17 protein-coding genes are annotated in these 15556 nt (G+C 71.6%); 7 read left to right on the plus strand and 10 right to left on the minus strand.

Features of this window, described 5'->3' with window-relative positions:
• Positions 1 to 8: 8 nt before the first annotated feature.
• On the minus strand, positions 9 to 1448 hold the full coding sequence (locus tag V7E45_RS11505; RefSeq protein ID WP_333774012.1) for an MDR family MFS transporter: 1440 nt from the start codon (positions 1446 to 1448) through the stop codon (positions 9 to 11).
• 111 nt (positions 1449 to 1559) lie between these two features.
• Here V7E45_RS11505 and V7E45_RS11510 point away from each other — a divergent pair, with 111 nt between their 5' ends.
• The gene (locus tag V7E45_RS11510) at positions 1560 to 2225 is read left to right on the plus strand and encodes a TetR/AcrR family transcriptional regulator (protein WP_333774013.1); all 666 of its coding nucleotides are present in this window, start codon (positions 1560 to 1562) and stop codon (positions 2223 to 2225) included.
• A 183-nt stretch (positions 2226 to 2408) separates the two neighbouring features.
• Positions 2409 to 2936, plus strand: coding sequence for a DUF6584 family protein (locus V7E45_RS11515; RefSeq protein ID WP_333774014.1), 528 nt, complete (start codon positions 2409 to 2411; stop codon positions 2934 to 2936).
• 74 nt (positions 2937 to 3010) lie between these two features.
• On the opposite strand, the gene V7E45_RS11520 is transcribed toward V7E45_RS11515, so the two are convergent.
• Complete coding sequence (locus V7E45_RS11520) at positions 3011 to 3976, minus strand: alpha/beta hydrolase family protein (RefSeq protein ID WP_333774015.1); 966 nt, start codon at positions 3974 to 3976, stop codon at positions 3011 to 3013.
• A gap of 182 nt (positions 3977 to 4158) precedes the next feature.
• Between V7E45_RS11520 and V7E45_RS11525 the strand changes: the two genes are divergently transcribed.
• Positions 4159 to 4764 (plus strand): TetR/AcrR family transcriptional regulator, encoded by a 606-nt coding sequence (locus V7E45_RS11525; protein WP_333774016.1) that lies wholly within the window; start codon positions 4159 to 4161, stop codon positions 4762 to 4764.
• A 230-nt stretch (positions 4765 to 4994) separates the two neighbouring features.
• Positions 4995 to 5546: a YceI family protein gene (locus tag V7E45_RS11530; RefSeq protein WP_333774017.1), complete on the plus strand. Its 552-nt coding sequence runs from the start codon at positions 4995 to 4997 to the stop codon at positions 5544 to 5546.
• A 101-nt stretch (positions 5547 to 5647) separates the two neighbouring features.
• Here V7E45_RS11530 and V7E45_RS11535 read toward each other — a convergent pair whose 3' ends face one another.
• Positions 5648 to 6838, minus strand: coding sequence for a PP2C family protein-serine/threonine phosphatase (locus tag V7E45_RS11535; protein WP_333774048.1), 1191 nt, complete (start codon positions 6836 to 6838; stop codon positions 5648 to 5650).
• Between the two features lie 210 nt (positions 6839 to 7048).
• Between V7E45_RS11535 and V7E45_RS11540 the strand changes: the two genes are divergently transcribed.
• Together V7E45_RS11540 and V7E45_RS11545 are read left to right on the plus strand one after the other, a co-directional pair.
• Positions 7049 to 7312 carry a hypothetical protein gene (locus V7E45_RS11540; RefSeq protein ID WP_333774018.1) on the plus strand — a complete coding sequence of 88 codons (264 nt, stop codon included), beginning with the start codon at positions 7049 to 7051 and terminating at the stop codon, positions 7310 to 7312.
• Positions 7313 to 7533: 221 nt separating this feature from the next.
• Positions 7534 to 7965 (plus strand): gas vesicle structural protein GvpA, encoded by a 432-nt coding sequence (locus V7E45_RS11545; protein ID WP_333774019.1) that lies wholly within the window; start codon positions 7534 to 7536, stop codon positions 7963 to 7965.
• Between the two features lie 117 nt (positions 7966 to 8082).
• Here V7E45_RS11545 and V7E45_RS11550 read toward each other — a convergent pair whose 3' ends face one another.
• The 6 genes from V7E45_RS11550 to V7E45_RS11575 all read right to left on the minus strand — a co-directional run bounded on the left by V7E45_RS11550 (position 8083) and on the right by V7E45_RS11575 (position 13169).
• Complete coding sequence (locus tag V7E45_RS11550; RefSeq protein ID WP_333774020.1) at positions 8083 to 8436, minus strand: STAS domain-containing protein; 354 nt, start codon at positions 8434 to 8436, stop codon at positions 8083 to 8085.
• Entirely contained in the window at positions 8433 to 9683 is a 1251-nt protein-coding gene (locus tag V7E45_RS11555) for a PP2C family protein-serine/threonine phosphatase (RefSeq protein WP_333774021.1), read from the minus strand. The genes V7E45_RS11550 and V7E45_RS11555 overlap by 4 nt, the downstream gene beginning before the upstream one ends.
• The gene (locus V7E45_RS11560; protein WP_333774049.1) at positions 9683 to 10495 is read right to left on the minus strand and encodes an alpha/beta fold hydrolase; all 813 of its coding nucleotides are present in this window, start codon (positions 10493 to 10495) and stop codon (positions 9683 to 9685) included. Before V7E45_RS11560 ends, V7E45_RS11555 begins: the two co-directional genes overlap by 1 nt.
• Positions 10496 to 10606: 111 nt before the next feature.
• Positions 10607 to 11590, minus strand: a complete 984-nt coding sequence (locus V7E45_RS11565) for a potassium channel family protein (protein ID WP_333774022.1) — start codon at positions 11588 to 11590, stop codon at positions 10607 to 10609.
• A gap of 202 nt (positions 11591 to 11792) precedes the next feature.
• Positions 11793 to 12434, minus strand: coding sequence for a hypothetical protein (locus V7E45_RS11570; RefSeq protein WP_333774023.1), 642 nt, complete (start codon positions 12432 to 12434; stop codon positions 11793 to 11795).
• 333 nt (positions 12435 to 12767) lie between these two features.
• The gene (locus tag V7E45_RS11575; RefSeq protein ID WP_333774024.1) at positions 12768 to 13169 is read right to left on the minus strand and encodes a hypothetical protein; all 402 of its coding nucleotides are present in this window, start codon (positions 13167 to 13169) and stop codon (positions 12768 to 12770) included.
• Positions 13170 to 13488: 319 nt separating this feature from the next.
• Here V7E45_RS11575 and V7E45_RS11580 point away from each other — a divergent pair, with 319 nt between their 5' ends.
• Entirely contained in the window at positions 13489 to 14673 is a 1185-nt protein-coding gene (locus tag V7E45_RS11580; RefSeq protein WP_333774025.1) for an abortive phage infection protein, read from the plus strand.
• 18 nt (positions 14674 to 14691) lie between these two features.
• On the opposite strand, the gene V7E45_RS11585 is transcribed toward V7E45_RS11580, so the two are convergent.
• Positions 14692 to 15510 (minus strand): class I SAM-dependent methyltransferase, encoded by an 819-nt coding sequence (locus V7E45_RS11585; RefSeq protein ID WP_333774050.1) that lies wholly within the window; start codon positions 15508 to 15510, stop codon positions 14692 to 14694.
• Positions 15511 to 15556: the final 46 nt, after the last annotated feature.

A 15556-nucleotide genomic window follows, 5' to 3' on the forward strand; every position in this document is an offset into this window, starting at 1 on the left:
GGCGGGTGTCAGCCCTTGCCGGGCGCACGGCGGGGGTAGCGGGCCGCGGGCAGGAGGGTCAGCGCGGCGAGGGCCAGGGCCCAGCGGAAGGTGTGGGCGTAGGCGCTCGCGGCGCCGGCGCCGTGTGCCGTGGTGCCGGCGAGGGCGCTCTGCAGGAGGACGGCGAGCAGGGCGGTGCCCACCGATCCTCCGACGCGGTTGAGGACGGTACGGGCGCTGGTGGCGGCCGGTGCCTGGCTGCGGTCGACGCAGGTGTAGGTCGCGGCCACGTTGGGCGGGACGACGGCCCCGAGTCCGACACCGCGTACGAACAGGGCGGCGCCCAGCAGGAGTTCGCCGGGTGCGCCGCCGTCCAGGGCGAAGGGGAGGGTGCCGAGGACGGTGAGCGTGATGCCCGCGAGGACGACGGTGCGCGGTCCGTGGCGGTCGGTGAGCCGGCCGGCGAGCGGGGTGATCAGGGCGCTGCCGAGCGCCTGGGGGGCGAGCATCAGGCCGGCCTGGAGCGCGCTCACCCCTTCGACCTGCATGAAGTACAGCGGCAGCAGCATCATCGACGCGTACAGGGCGGCGCCCAGCAGGAAGGTGTTGATGCCGGCCAGGGTGAAGCCGCGGCCCGCGAACAGCCTGAGGTCGAGCAGCGGGGTACGGCTGGTGCGCAGGGCGTGCACGGTGTAGCCGGCCAGGAAGGCGGCGCCGACGGCGAGGGCCAGGCCCTGGGTGAGGTCCTCGCCGTCGCCCTGCCCGTACCGGGCCAGGCCGTAGACGAGGGCGGCGAGTCCGGTGGGCAGCAGGGCCAGGCCGATGCCGTCGGGGCGTACGGTGGTGTCGCGTTCGCCGGTGTCGGACGGGACGATGCGGGCCGCGAGGGCCAGCGCGATCAGCCCGACGGGGACGTTGACGAGGAACAGCCAGCGCCAGCCCGCCCATTGGACGAGGACGCCGCCGAGGACGGGGCCGAGGATCGGGGCGACGGAGACCGGCACGGTGATGATGCCGACCAGCCGTCCGATGCGCTGCGGGCCCGCGTGCCGGGCGACCAGGGACTGGCCGACGGGCTGCATCAGCCCGCCGCCGACGCCCTGGAGCAGCCGGAAGGCGATGAGCGAGCCGCCGGACCAGGCCAGGCCGCTGAGTATGGAGGCGGCGAGGAACAGGGCGACCGAGGCGAGCCAGACGCGCTTGCCGCCGTACCTCTTGTGCAGCCAGCCCGAGAGCGGGGCCACGAAGGCGACGGTGAGCAGGTATCCGGCGCTCACCCACTGCACGGTCGCCATGGAGGTGTCCAGGGCGTCGGCCATCGGGCCGAGGCCGACGTTGACGATCGTCGCGTCGAGCTGGACGAGGACGGCGCCCAGGACCAGCACCGAGCCGAGCCGGACCAGGGCCGGGTCCAGGCGCTCCGGCCGTAAATGGGATGGGGTGTCGCGGCGGGCGACCGTGGGGTCCAAGAGGCCTCCGGGGCGGTGGTGGTGTTACGGACGACGCAAACTTAGGTCGCACCAAATCTTTTGTCAATGCAATATCTATGACGGGCAAATCGAACGGGTAGGATGGGGCGCATGACCGAGGTGCAGACGACCCAGGCGGCCGCCCCGGAAGAGGGCCGGCGAGGGCGCAAGAAGCGTGAGACCCGCGAACGGCTGGCCCATGTCGCGACGCTGATGTTCATCGAGCGCGGCTTCGAGAACGTGACGATCACCGAGATCGCCGAAGCCGCCGACGTCTCGAAGATGACGGTCAGCAACTACTTCCCGCTCAAGGAGGACCTCGTCTTCGACGCCCACGAGGGCGTCGTGGACAGCCTCGCCCGGGTGGTGCGCGAACGCGCCGTGGGAGAGTCCGCGCTGCACGCCCTGCACCGTGTCTTCGTCTCCTCGCTCGACCGGCCGCACCCGGTCAACGGGCGCTGCACGCCCGGCTTCGCCCGGCTCGTGCACGACAGCCCGCGGCTGCGCGCCCGCGAGCGGGAGATGGACGAGCAGCGCGAGGCGGCGCTCGCCGCGGCCCTGGCGGACGCGGCACGGACCGGTGCGGAGGATCCCGTGCCGCACGTGAGCGCGGCTCAACTCGCGGGCGCCCACCGGGTGCTGTGCCGCCGGGTACGGGCCCTGTGCCGCGCCGCGGTCCCGGCGGCGCGGCTGCGTGAGGAGATCACCGAGCTGGCCGGCACCGCCTTCGGCATGCTGGAGCCCGTTCTCGGCGACTACTGCCTGCGGGAGCGGTAGGGCCTGTCGCGAAAGAAGCGCCGCGCTCCTCCATCACCCAGCACAGGCTCACTTGTCCGTGGATAGGCCGGCCGGCGTGACCGTCGTCGCGGATGCGGCGCACGAAGTCGCCACGTCCGCCTGCTTCGATCGAGCGCCGAAATCTGGTCGCCGCAGGTCGATGCTGTACCTGATCATGCGTTCATGCCCCTGAGAGAGACCCTTGCCCGCGCCGATGCGGACCTGGCCGCCGGCCGGGTTCCCGTCGCGCGCCAGCGGCTGCGCGGGCTCATCTCGTCCTTCCCGCACGACCTGACGCTCCGCCGTCGTCTGGCCGAGGTGTACCGGCTCTACGGCGACAGCGCCGAGGCTGGGCGCTGGATGTACCTCGAAGATGACCGGAGCGCCGAGGAGACCGCCGCTTTCGAGGCGCGGTACGGAACTCCCGGACGGCGGATGAAGGCACTGGCCTGGCACGGCCCCGAGGCGAACGCAGCCACCGCCTTCGCACAGGAGCAGCTGACCTCGGTGCGAACCGCCTGTGCCGAGGAATTGGGACACCCTGCCGACCGGGACGACCCCGCCTCCTACCGGGACGCCGTGGAAGAGGAACGCGAGGCGCCCTGCGAGCCGTGGACGGTCGGCGGTGTGCTGGCGGGCGCCGGCTGTCTGGCGGCGGCCCTTGTGTTCCTCGCGGTCTGGGTGAACGGCATCGTCGCCCTCTTCGACTGACTCAGGCCGCCGGCCGGTGGACGAACAGTGCGGCAGCCCGGGCAACGCCGCGGCGGCCGCATACGTGCCGGGGGTTACTTGGATTCGACTCGTCCTATCGGGTTGGGGCCGGTCGTCAGTGCCTCGCACGCGGCCTGCCAGGTGGGGGCGCCGGGGTGAAGCCGGGTGTGGAGGTAGGCCGCGGTGAGCCGGGCGAGGGCGGCGACTCGCTCGGGGTTCTCGTCAGTGGTCTCGGCGGCGTCGTACCCGGCGATCCCGCCAAGTCCGTGCTCCGCGTCGAACAGCGTGAGCAGGGTCTTGGGTCCGGGGGCGAGGGTGTAGGGGTCGGCGTGCCAGTCCGGTCCCATGTCCGTGAAGTGCCGGGAGTCGTCCTTGTCGCCGGCGACGACCAGCGCCGGTGCGGTCATGGTGGAGAAGTCGAGGGCGCCGATGATCGGCCACTGCTCGGCCATGGGCCCGTTGAGGGCGTCGCCGCCCCTGCCGGGCGCGGCAAGCAGTACGCCGGCCTTGATCCGGGGCTCGACGAGGTGCACCACGTTCCCGGTGTCGGGGTCGTTGAGCCCGGCGCCCAGCAGGAGAGCGGCGGTGAAGCCGCCGAGCGAGTGGCCGGCGAGGGCGACCTTGGCGGGGTCGATCCGTCCCGCGAGCTGCGGCACGGTGCGCTCGATGAGGTCGAGCCGGTCGAGGATGTGGGTCATGTCTTCGGCGCGGGATCGCCAGAAGTCGGGGGCGCCGGGTGCGTCGGCGACCAGGTGGCTCAGCGTCCTGGAGGTGAGGTGGGTGGGCTGGATGACGGCGAATCCGTGGGCGGCCCAGAAGTCGGCGAGCGGCGCATAGCCGTTGAGCGAGGAGAGGTTGTTCGAGGGACCGTGACCGTGGGAGAGGAGGATGACGGGGAGGCCGGTTCCCGTCGCGGGTACAGAGACGCGGACCTGGAGGTCCACGGGACGTCCGGGCACGGGGAGGACCACGGGGCTGAAGGACAACACCGGGGCGGGCGCGGCCAGGGCGTCGGCGTGGGTGGTGGGGGATGTGCTCACGATGTGGGTTCCCTTTCGGTGGCACCTGCCGCCCGCTGGTCTCCTGCGACCGTGACGGACAAAGGCGGTCAAGGACAAAGGCGGTCAGGGGCGTCCCGCTCGGCTAAGCTGAAGCGGAGCGCCGTTCCATTTAGTATCCGGAGCGCTGCTCCGCTTTGTCAATCGGCGTGGAGGAGTACGCGATGACCACCGACAGCCCTGCTGGGCAGTCGCCGTCACGAAGCAAGCGGGCCGACGCCCAGCGCAACCGGCAGACGGTGCTCGATGCCGCCGCCGAGGTGTTCGTCGCCTCCGGCGTCGACGCGCCGATCCGCCAGATCGCGGCCCGGGCGGGCGTCGGGATGGCCACGATCTACCGCCACTTCCCGACCCGGGCGGACCTCGTCACAGCCGTCTACCGCCACCAGATCGAGGCATGCGCCGAAGCCGGCCCGAACCTGCTGGCCAGTGCCGGCTCCCCGCTCGACGCATTGCGTCAGTGGATCGACCTCTTCGTCGACTTCCTCGTCACCAAACACGGACTCGCCGACGCCCTGCAGTCCGACAACGACCGCTTCGCCGCGCTGCACGCCTACTTCATCGACCGCCTGCTGCCCGTCTGCGCCCAACTGCTCGACGCCGCGGTCGAGGCCGGCGACATCAGGCCCGGTACGCAGCCGTACGAGCTGATGCGCGGCATCGGCAACCTCTGCATCGGACGCGACGACGACCCCCGTTACGACCCCCGACGCCTGATCGCTCTCCTCCTCCAGGGACTGCAGCGACCTGACGCGGCGTCATCGCGCTGAGCGACGGCAACCGTCGGCTCTCGACGGCTTCATCCGATCTGGCCCGGCCCGGCCGACGCACAGTGATCACCGGTGCGGCCACCAGCAGCGGCCCGAGTCGCAGGACCGCTCCTGCGGAGTCACCGGTCAGGGTGCAGTTCTCTGCGGCCACGCGCGCCCGGCAGGGCCGGGAGTCGTCGGCCCCCTAGCGTGATTCGGGAACAGTCCCGACCCTACGGAGGCACCTCACCATGACCGTCTCGCTCCCCGAGCTCACCGGGGACTACGTCCTCGACCCGGCCCATACCCGGATCGGTTTCGTCGCCCGCCACGCCATGGTCACCAAGGTGCGCGGCGCCTTCCACGAGTTCGAGGGCACCGCGCACCTGGACGGCGCCGACCCGGCCAGGTCCGCCGGCCAGGTGGTGATCAAGGCGCAGAGCATCGACACCGGCGTCGAGCAGCGCGACCAGCACCTGCGCACCAATGACTTTCTGGACGCGCCGAACTTCCCCGACATCACTTTCCGCAGCACCAAGGTCGAGCAGAAGTCCGACACCGAATACCGGGTCACCGGCGACCTCACCGTCAAGGACACCAGCAAGCCGGTCACCATCGACTTCGAGTACACCGGCAACGCCGTCGACCCCTACGGCAACCTGCGCGTCGGCCTGGAGGGCTCGGTGACCATCTCCCGCAAGGAGTTCGGCGTGACCTGGAACGCGGCCCTGGAAGGCGGCGGCGTCCTGGTCGGCGACAAGGTCGTCCTGGAGTTCGACATCTCCGCGATCAAGCAGGGCTAGGGCCTGTTCTCACCTCAGCACGACCGCGCCCCCGAGCCACGGACAGCCCAGGGGCGCGCAGGTGAAAGGCGTAGGCCACCGGTTCGATCCGGTCGGTGTTCTCAGCCGCCTTCGAGGTGGCGCTGTCCCGTACGGCTGCCGTGCCAGTCGAGGACCATGGTGGTGGCATCGTCGGGCAGGGAGCCTCGGCAGGCCTCGTGGACCGCCGCGGTCATGGCCCGGACCACTTCCCGGGGGTGTTCGTCACGGGTGGCGCGGATCAGGGCGGGAAGGTCGACGGCGGCGGCCGCGCGTTCCCGCATGCCGTCGGTGACCAGGACCAGACGGTCGCCGGGTTCCAACTGCAGGCGCTGCACCTGGTAGGCGACAGGGGCGGGCACTCCGAACGGCAGGTTCACCGTGAGGGTCAGTTCCTCCACCTTCTTGTCGCGCAGGCGCAGCGGCCAGGGGTGGCCGGCATTGACCAGTTCGCAGGTGCCGGTCTCCAGGTGGACGCGCAGCAGCTGGCCGGTGGTCATGCCGCGGCCGTGGCGGGTGATCGCCTGGTGGGCGGCGTGAGCCTGCTCGAGCAGGCTGCGCCCGGCACGGCGGGCGCCGCGCAGGGCGTTCACGGTCAGGGTGGCCAGCAGCGCGGAGGCCGTGTCGTGTCCCATCGCGTCAGTGATCGACAGGTAGAGGGCGTCCTGGTCGAGGGCGTAGTCGTAGGTGTCGCCGCCGATGTCGTCGGCCGGGACCAGACCCCCGACCAGGGTGAACTGCGCGGCCTCGCAGCAGGACGCCGAGGGCAGCAGCTGGTGCTGGATCTCCGCGGCCAGGCTCATCGTGGTCGTGCGCCGGCCCCAGTGGTAGAGATCGGTGAAACGGCGGTCGGTGACCACGATGTAGGCCAGCGCGTGCGCGGCCTGCACCACCCCGTCCCGCACCGCGTCGTCCACTTCGGGTACGACCATGTCCAGGACGCCGACGCAGTCGCCGCGGTTGGTCACCGGGGCCACCAACCGGAAGCCCCCCTCCTCGTCCGGCTCCTGGTGCAGACGCTGGGAACGCAGCACCCGGTCGTGGACGCTGCCCGCCAGTTCCCGTCTTCGGGTCTCACCGCGCCTCTCCGCGGCCGTGCCGGCTCTGGGCAGCCGGACGGCTTCCTGCCCGACCACGTCCACCAGCCAGAACGACACCTCGCTCGCCGAGAACCGCTTCTCCAGGTTCCGGGCCACCACGTCGACCGACTCCACCGGCGCGGCGTCCTCCGCCGCGCGCAGCACCTCATCCAGACCCAAGCCCTCACCATCCAGCACAGGCACCTCCCACCACCCCGATTCCCGGCGAGCCGGTCCTGGATGCAGTGCGCGCACAGATTACCGCCGGTCCCCCGGTGACCCGGCTGCTGCCGGCCGGACTGGTCACCTGATGCGAGAGTTCACTTATGGGGTGAATGGTGTGAAAAGGGAATGGTTACTCGGACAGGGGCCCCTCCCGGGCCGCTACAGAACGGAGACCGTCCCATGGTGATCAAGAAGATGCACGACGCGGGCATCCGCAGCGAGCACGCCTACATCGCCGGCCTGGCCTCGATCGGCCTGAGCTTCGCCTCCTGGTGCGCCAGCCTCAAGGCCGAGAAGGCCGGGATCGAACGCGCCGACCGGTGGGGCATCTTCGTCGGCGAATGGGCGCCGACGTTCATCGGCCTCGGCCTCGCCCTCTCCCACTACGAGCAGCAGGAGGGCACCCTCAGCGGCTCCCTGCACCCGGTGAGGAACGCCGGCTGACAGCAGCGCTGCGAGTGCGCCCGCTCTGCGCCCGGGGGGCGGGCGCCCGGCCGCTCAGGGCGGCCCAGGCGCCGGTCCCGCACCGGCGTTTCGCCTCGGGTGGTGGGGGCTACTCGCAGGCGAAGGCCTGCGCCGCAGCGGGGGACGCACCAAGGCGGCGGCCTTGCTGCAGGGTGGGCCGACGGGGACCACGGACGGAAAGACAAAGGGGATGGTCCGCGATGACCATGACCACGCAGCAGGGAGGCGGGGGCGGCTCCAGCGGCCTCTACGACGTCCTGGAGCTCGTCCTCGACCGCGGACTGGTGATCGACGCGTTCGTGAGGGTCTCCCTGGTGGGGATCGAGATACTCAAGATCGACATCCGGGTCGTGGTCGCCAGCGTCGACACCTACCTCCGCTTCGCCGAGGCCTGCAACCGCCTCGACCTGGAAGCCGGGCCCCACAAGCCGGCCGGGCTGACGGAGCTCACCGGACAGCTCACCCGGTCCGACGGCGGACAGCTGTCCGAGTCCGGCACCGGCAAGGCCAAGGGAGCACTCTCCGGCGCTGCGGAGACCATCTCCGACGCCTTCAACCAGGCCCGCGGCGAGGGCCGGGAGCGGCAGGACGACCGGCAGGACGACCGGGCCCCGCGCAGGAGAGAGGAATGACGCAGGGGTCCCCCCCCCCCCCCGCGGCCGGTACGGGTGATGCGCCCGGGCGAGGGGGCGCGCCCACCAGGGTGAAGAGGGGGTGCTCCGCCTGATGCGGAGACGAGCGGAGCTCGATCAGGCGGGTGCCGCCCAGGCGGCTGCCGCCTCGTGGACGGTGGGGTGGGTGGCGAAGACCTGTTCCAGGCCGACGACGCGGAGGATGCGCCGGACGCGGTCGGGGACGGCGGCCAGGGCGATGTCTGCGCCCGCCTGGAGGGCGTGGTTGCGGGCTGCGATCAGCACGGTGATGCCGCTGGAGTCGCAGCAGGTGAGAGCGCCCAGGTCGACGATGAGCTGCTGGCCCGTGTGCAGGTCCAGGCCCGGCAGGGCGTCGCGGACCTGAGGGGCGCTGTGGTGGTCGAGGTCGCCGGCCAGTTCGATGACGGGCCCGTGGGGGGCGGTGCGGATGCTCAGCGTCAGGGGGTTCACTGCTGCTCTTCGTCGCAGGGTCGGGGCACGTTGATGGCCAGGACGGCGGTGTCGTCGTCCAGACCGCCGGCGAGGACGTCGAGCAGGTCGCTCAGGGCCTGGATCGTGTCCGAGGCGGTGGTGGGGGCCAGTGAGCGTGCGAAGCCCAGAAGTGCTTCGTCGCTGTAGCGTCCGCCGGATTGGTCGGTGCGGGCTTCGGTGAGGCCGTCGGTGTAGAGCAGCAGGGTGTCGCCCGGGTCGAGGCGGATGGTGGTGGTGGCGATGTGGGCGTTCGGCAGGACGCCGATGAGCTGGCCGTCGGGCGTGGGCAGGTAGTCGGCGCTGCCGTCGGCACGCATCAGGATGGCCGGCGGATGGCCGCCGCTGGCCAGGGTGATCTGGAAGGCTCCCTCGTCGCCGGCGGGGGTGAGCAGGCCGAAGATCACGGTGCAGAACCGGGGGTCGGTGCCGTTGTACTCGTGGTTCAGGACGGTGTTGAGGTTGCCGAGCACGGCGGCGGGGTCGGGATCGTAGACGGCGGCGGCGCGCAGGGTATAGCGGGCCAGGGAGGTGACGGCGGCCGCGGCGGCGCCCTTGCCGCACACGTCGCCCAAAAACAGGCCCCAGGTGCCGTGGGCGAGGGGGAACAGGTCGTAGAAGTCGCCGCCGACCTCGTCGATCGAGGCGATGTGGTAGTGGGCGGCGACATCCAGCCCGGGTACGTCGTCCAGGACCGGGGGCAGCAGGGTGCGCTGCAGCGTGGCCGCGAGGACCTTGAGACGGTCGCGTTCGCGGTCGGCTTCCTGACGAGCGCGCAGCAGTTCCGTCTCGTAGGCGCGCCGGTCGCGGGCGTCGATGATGGTGGTGCGGATCAGCAGCGGCTGCCCGTCCTCGCTGGTCTTGACGGTGGAGGTGACCAGGACCGGCAGGCGGGCGCCGTCGGCGGCCCTGAGCTCCAGCGCGATGCCGCCGACGGCGCCCTGCATGGACAGCAGCGGCGCGAAATGGGTTTCGTGGTAAAGCTTGCCGCCGACGGTGAGCAGGTCGGAGAACCGCTTTTGCCCGACCAGGTCTTCCCGGCGGTAGCCGAGCCACTCCAGCAGCGTCTTGTTGACCTTGGCTATCTGCCCGTCCAGCCGCGTGGACAGATAGCCGCAGGGCGCGTTCTCGTACAGGTCCTCGGCGCTGTCCTCCAGCAGCGCGGAGAACGACGCCTGGTTGCCGGCGGAGCCTGTTTCGTGGTCGTGTCCGTCGTCATCCACGCCCATCACCGGGCGGTCCTGGCGGCGAACGAGGCGATCGCCGCGCCGGTCGCCTCGGGCGCGCTCAGCTGCGGGCAGTGCCCGGTCGCGGGCAGGGTGAGCAGTTCGCTGCCCTTGATCCGGGCGTGGACGAAACCACCCACCTCCGGCGGGGCGATCGCATCGTGGGAGCACTGGGCGATCAGGGTGGGGACGGTGACCGCGTCGAGGTCGGCGCGGTTGTCGGACAGGAACGTGGCCCGGGCGAAGACGCGGGCGATCTGCGGGTCGGTGCGGCAGAAGCTGTTGGTCAGCTCCTGCCCCAGTTCCGGCCGCTCCGGGTTGCCCATGATCACCGGGGCCATCGACGCCGACCAGCCCAGGTAGTTCGACTCCAGCGAGTGAAGCAGCTCGTCGATGTCCTCGGCGCTGAACCCGCCCCGGTAGCCGGTGGCGGGATCGTCGATGTAGCACGGCGAGGGGGTGAGCAGCACCAGGCCGGCGAAGCGCTCGGGCTCCCGGGCGGCGGCCAGCACGCCCATCATGGCGCTCACCGAGTGCCCCACGAAGATCACCGGGCCCAGGTCCAGCTCACGGCAGATCTCCAGCACGTCCTGCGCATAGCCGTCGAGGCCGGCGTAGCGTTCCTCGCTCCAGGCCGACAGATCCGAGCGGCCCGCCCCCACGTGGTCGAAGAGGACCACCTGGAAGTCGTGTTCCAAGGCCGGCACCACCAGACGCCACATGTTCTGGTCGCAGCCGAACCCGTGCGCGAGCATCACCACCGGCCCGTTCGCCCGGCCCGTCACCATCACATGGTTCCTGGCGCGTACATCCATACGAGCCATCCTCGCATCCTCGCCCTTGGGCCCTCGGCCCTGCGCTGCCGTCCCGCCGGGCCGGCGAACGGACGCCCAGCGTGCCGGACGAGGACGACCACGCCCTTTGGCCTAGTCGTCCTCGATGGGGCGCAGAGCGCCGGGGTCGCCGAACACGATCATGGTGTCACCGGCCTGCACCGCGGTGTCGGGATCAGGGTTGGGCTCCAGGGCGCCGTCGGCGCGGCGGATCAGCAGGGGGAGCGCTCCGCCGCACGCCTGTCGCAAGGGGCGTCCCAGAAGCCGGGAGTCGGCGTCGATGCGGATCTCCTCGATCCGGAAGTCGGAGCTGCCGGGCCGGGTGAACTCGAGGAAGTCCACCACGTGGGGGCGGACCGCCAGCAGGGCCATACGCCGGCCGCTGGTGGTGTAGGGAGAGACCACGCTGCTCGCGCCGGCGTGGGTGAGGCGTTCGGCCGACGCCGCCTCGGAGGCGCGGGAGACGATGGCGAGAGCGGGATTGAGGGAGTGGGCGATCAGGGTGATGTAGACGTTCTCGGCGTCGGAGTCGACCGCGCAGACCAGGCCGCGTGCGTGCTCGATGCCCGCGCGGCGCAGTACCTGCTCGGAGGCCGCGTTGCCGATCAGGTAGGGCACACGCTCACGCTGCAGCCTCTCTTCCAGCGCGGCCTTGCTCTCGATCACCACGAAGGGGATGCCTTCGGCTTCGAATTCGCGGGCCACGGCCTGGCCGACCCGCCCGTAGGCGCAGACGATGAAATGCTCGCGCAGCGCGTCGATGCGATGTTGCATGCGCCGCTTCCTTCCCGCAGGCCCGAAGCGTCCCTCCACCAAGGCCGTTCCGATCAGACCCAGGGCGGCGACGAAGACCGCGACCCCCACCACCGCCAGCGCGGCGGTGAAGAGCTTGCCGCCCTCGGTGAGCCGGTCCGCGCCGGAGAACCCCTCCGTGGTCAGCGTCATCACCGTCATGTAGACGGCCTCCGGCAGGGAGAACCCGAACAGCGCGTACCCGCCGACGCCACAGGCGAGCAGCGCCAGGAGCGCGAACGCCGCCAGGAGCACCCGCCGCCCGATACCGCGTGGCGGCCACACAGCACCTCCCTCACCCTTTCTCTCAGTGTCCTCATCGGGCATCGCGGAGCAACACGGCGCCAAAGGGATCCCTCCCCCGCGCCCGGACGTCGAGTCCCGCCGCGCCGGGGTCCGTACGGTCCATGTGCGGTGAATGTACGCGTGGCGGCCCGCGTGGCGGCCACTTCGCCCGGCCGCACCGGGGTCGTCGGGGCGGGGGTTGTCAGTGCAGGATGCTGACGGCCCGCGCGATCACGAGGAGCGAGGTCAGGAGCGCGGAGACGCTCTGGACGGCCATCAGGGCCTTGGCGCGGGTCGACAGCGGCATGGTGTCGGTCGGGCTGAAGGCCGTGGAGTTGGTGGTGGACACGTACAGGTAGTCCACCAGCGTGGGGACCCAGTCCGAGGTCGCGCTGGCGCCGTCGGCGACTTCCTGGACGGCGTCGTCGTTCTCGTCCTGGGAGAAACGGAAGTCCGCCAGGGGCAGGGCGGAACGGGGCGCCTGGGTGCGGCTGACCGGACCACCCCGGTCCAGCTCCCAGTAGGCCAGCCCGAAGACGATGATGTTGGTGAGCCAGACCTGCAGCGCGGCCACCAGCAGGGACCGGCCGTCCTTCACCCCGGCGTACACCAGTTCATGGATCAGGATGGCCAGCGCCACGAGGTTGCTGACCGCGATGACCCCGACGAGCGTCAATGACAGCACCCGGAAGGTTTTCGTCTGCCGGGTCAGCCGTTTGGGGTTGATGGCGATGAGCGGGATGAGCAGCAGGCATTCCAGGGCGGGCAGCACGTAACGGGGGGCGATCAGCAGCCGTTGCGGCAGCACCAGGTACAGGGCGATCGCGGCGAGCGTGGCGACCACCGCCGGCAGCCGCGCCTCTCCCCTTCGCTCGTGCCGAGGATGCCGGGTACTCGCCTCTGCCCGCGTACGCGCCATACCACCTGGCCTTCCGGTCGTTCCCGCACGGACAGTGCCACGGCCGCCTGGTGCACCTGAACGGTGCCGGCCGCCGCGCACCCCCAGCATGTACCCCGAAGCACGCCGCCAGTGCCTGCGGCTCTCGGGAGCCCGGAAGGTGAGGAAGTGCCCGGTGGTGCCGGTCGGCGCCCCGACCGTGAGGTGGGGCCCGCCCGTCACAGCCCGAAGTCCGCGTCGGTTCCTCGACGCGGACTTCGGGCAGGGCGACGGGCCGGGTCAGACGCCGGGGATGCGGGCGCAGACGGCCGTGACGGTGACCTGGACGGGGAACTGGCTGGCGTTGCGGAGGGTGCCTCGCCAGGTGCGGTTGCTGGTGGGCTCGGTCTCCATGAGGTACACGCCGCTGCTGACCAGGGGTGTCTCCGAGACGCCGCCGCCCGTGACCACCGTCCCGGAGGGGCAGGTGGCGGTGATGGTGCACAGGCCGTCGGGGTTGCACGTCTGGGTGTTGGACACCTGCACGTAGCGGACATGCTGCTGGGCCTTGTGGTGAGCCGGCACGGCCGCCGCGGCGGGCGTGACCGCGCCCAGGGCGAACAGAGCCGGCAGGACCGTGAGGCCGGCGGCCCACACGCCTGTGGAGCGGGTAAGCGGACTGAAGCGGCGTCCGGCGCGCATGGCTGACCTGCTTTCTGTGACGAACTGCGTACGGCGTGGGGAGACTTGGCCACCCGGGTGGGGTGCCTCGCTCATGGTGCGCCGCACACGCCGGAAAGCAGGACAGACACGCCTGTACGACCATCTTGTTGGGCTAACCATGCCGAACCTGGGCTCGCGGGTCGCGTCTCCCGGGTCCTCACGACGCTCGGCTGCGCGAGTCCTCCGGCTTTCGCCGCCCGGTCGCCGCCTTCGGGACGGTGGATCGTAGACCGTCGGGCCCTGTGCCGTAGACCGTTGGCGGACGGCGCCGGCGGGCGGGGCCCGCCACGGTGGCCGTATGCAGAAACCTGATGATCGTGGGCAGACGGGTCGGGGACTCACGCGGGCCCGGTTCCTCGCCGGGATGGCCGGCGCCGGGGTGGCCGGCGCGGGCGTGCTTGCGGCGGGTGCCGCCCGGGCGGTGGCGGCGCGGCCCGGGCTGCGGCACCGCGGGGTCGTCTACACCGTCGGTGAGGGCGAGACGCCGGGCACGGCGTTCAGTACGGCCCGGATGCGGCGGGACCTTGGGGTGATCCGCGACCGGCTGCACGCCGACACCGTGGACGTCACCGGCGACGGCGTCGAACGGCTGACGGCGACGGCCGCCGAGGCCGCGGAACGGGGTCTGCGCGTCTGGCTCCAGCCGACCCTCGGTGATGTGCCCGAGCGGGACATCCTCGAACACCTCGCCGAGACCGGCCGGTTCGCGGAGCGGCTGCGCCGGCAGGGGGCGGCCGTGGAGCTGAGCGTGGGCTGCGAGTTCTGGTTGTTCGTGCCGGGCATCGTGCCCGGCGCCGACGTCTTCGAACGGATCCGCAACCTCCAGCAGGGCCAGGTGGACCCCGTCGCGATGCAGCGTCGCCTCGGCCGGTTCACGGCGAAGGCCGCCGCGGTCGGCCGTCGCGTGTTCCACGGCCGGCTGAGCTATGCCGCGGCCCAGGACGACGAGGTCGACTGGCGGCTGTTCGACATCGTCGGCATCGACTACTACTCCTGCTTTCCTCACCGGGCCGACTACGCACGGGAGTTGAGCCGGTATCTGCGGTGGGGCAAGCCGCTGGCCGTCACCGAGTTCGGCACCTGTGCCTACGTCGGCGCGCCCCGGACCGCCGGCATGGGCTGGGACGTGGTCGACCACGACAAGAACCCTGAGGAGATCAAGGGCCACCTGGTCCGCAGCGAGCGCACCCAGGCCGCGTACCTGACGCAACTCCTCGACGTCTTCTCGTCGTTGGGCCTGTACGCGGCGATGGCGTTCGAGTTCGTGACGCCCGACGCCCCGCACCGCCCCGGCGACCCGCTGCACGACCTGGACCTGGCGAGCTACTCGATCACCAAGACCGTCCAGGACCGCCCGTTCGACCCCGCTTCCGGCTGGCACTGGGAGCCGAAGGAAGCCTTCCACGCCCTGGCCCGCCGCTACGCGCGCGAGCGGCCGCACACCGCGGCGGACGGGGGCCGCTCTCGGCTGAGCACCTGCTGAGGGGTCCGGGACCGCGCTCTAGCGGCGGACCGCCTCGATCAGTGAGCCGGGCCGTTCCTCGCTCTGCGGCGGGGTGCTGATCGGGCGGCCGTAGGCGGCGGCGCGCTCGCGCAGGGTGTGGGGGTCGGCCTCCCAGCCGTGTCCGGCCAGCCAGCCCACCGGGTCCTCGGGCATCTCCGAGAGCCACAGGGACGCCGCCGATCCCGCCACCGCGTCGGCGCCGAAGCGCTCGATCACGCCGCGCGAGCCCAGGGTCAGCCCCATCCGGCTGCCGGGCGCCGAGCGCGCGCTGATCCGGGCCAGCAGCAGTTCCACCGCGTCCTGGGGCAGGTAGATCAGCAGTCCTTCGGCGATCCACACGGTCGGCGCGGCCGGGTCGTGCCCTGCGGCGGCCAGCGCGCCCGGCCAGTCCTCCCGCAGATCCACCGCGACGGTGATCCGCTCGCAGCGTGCGACGGCCCGCTCTTGGCGCAGCACCGAAGCCTTGAAGTCCAGTGGTGCGGCGGTGTCGACCTCGAACAGCCGGGTGCCCTCGGGCCAGTCCATGCGGAAGGCCCGGCTGTCCATGCCGGCGCCGAGCAGCACGACCTGCCGGACCCCCGACGCGCAGGCCTGCCGCAGCAGGTCGTCGAGGAACTTCGTCCTGATGACGATGGAGAGCGCGATCCCCAGCCGGCGGCGGCGCGCGGCCTCGTCGCCCTCGGGCAGCGGCGACGAGGAGGGCCACAGGCCGCCGGCAGCGGCGAACGCCTGTGCCAGTGGGTCGCGGAACAGCGGGTTCTCCCGCTCGGTCTCCAGCGCCCGCACCCTGGCCACGCCCACCGCCGTGGCCCACACCCCCGATGGCTGCGCCCGCTCCCGCTCATCAGTCACCGCGCCAGCC

The organism is Streptomyces sp. IBSBF 3136 (genome assembly GCF_036815105.1).
Classification (GTDB): Bacteria; Actinomycetota; Actinomycetes; order Streptomycetales; family Streptomycetaceae; genus Streptomyces.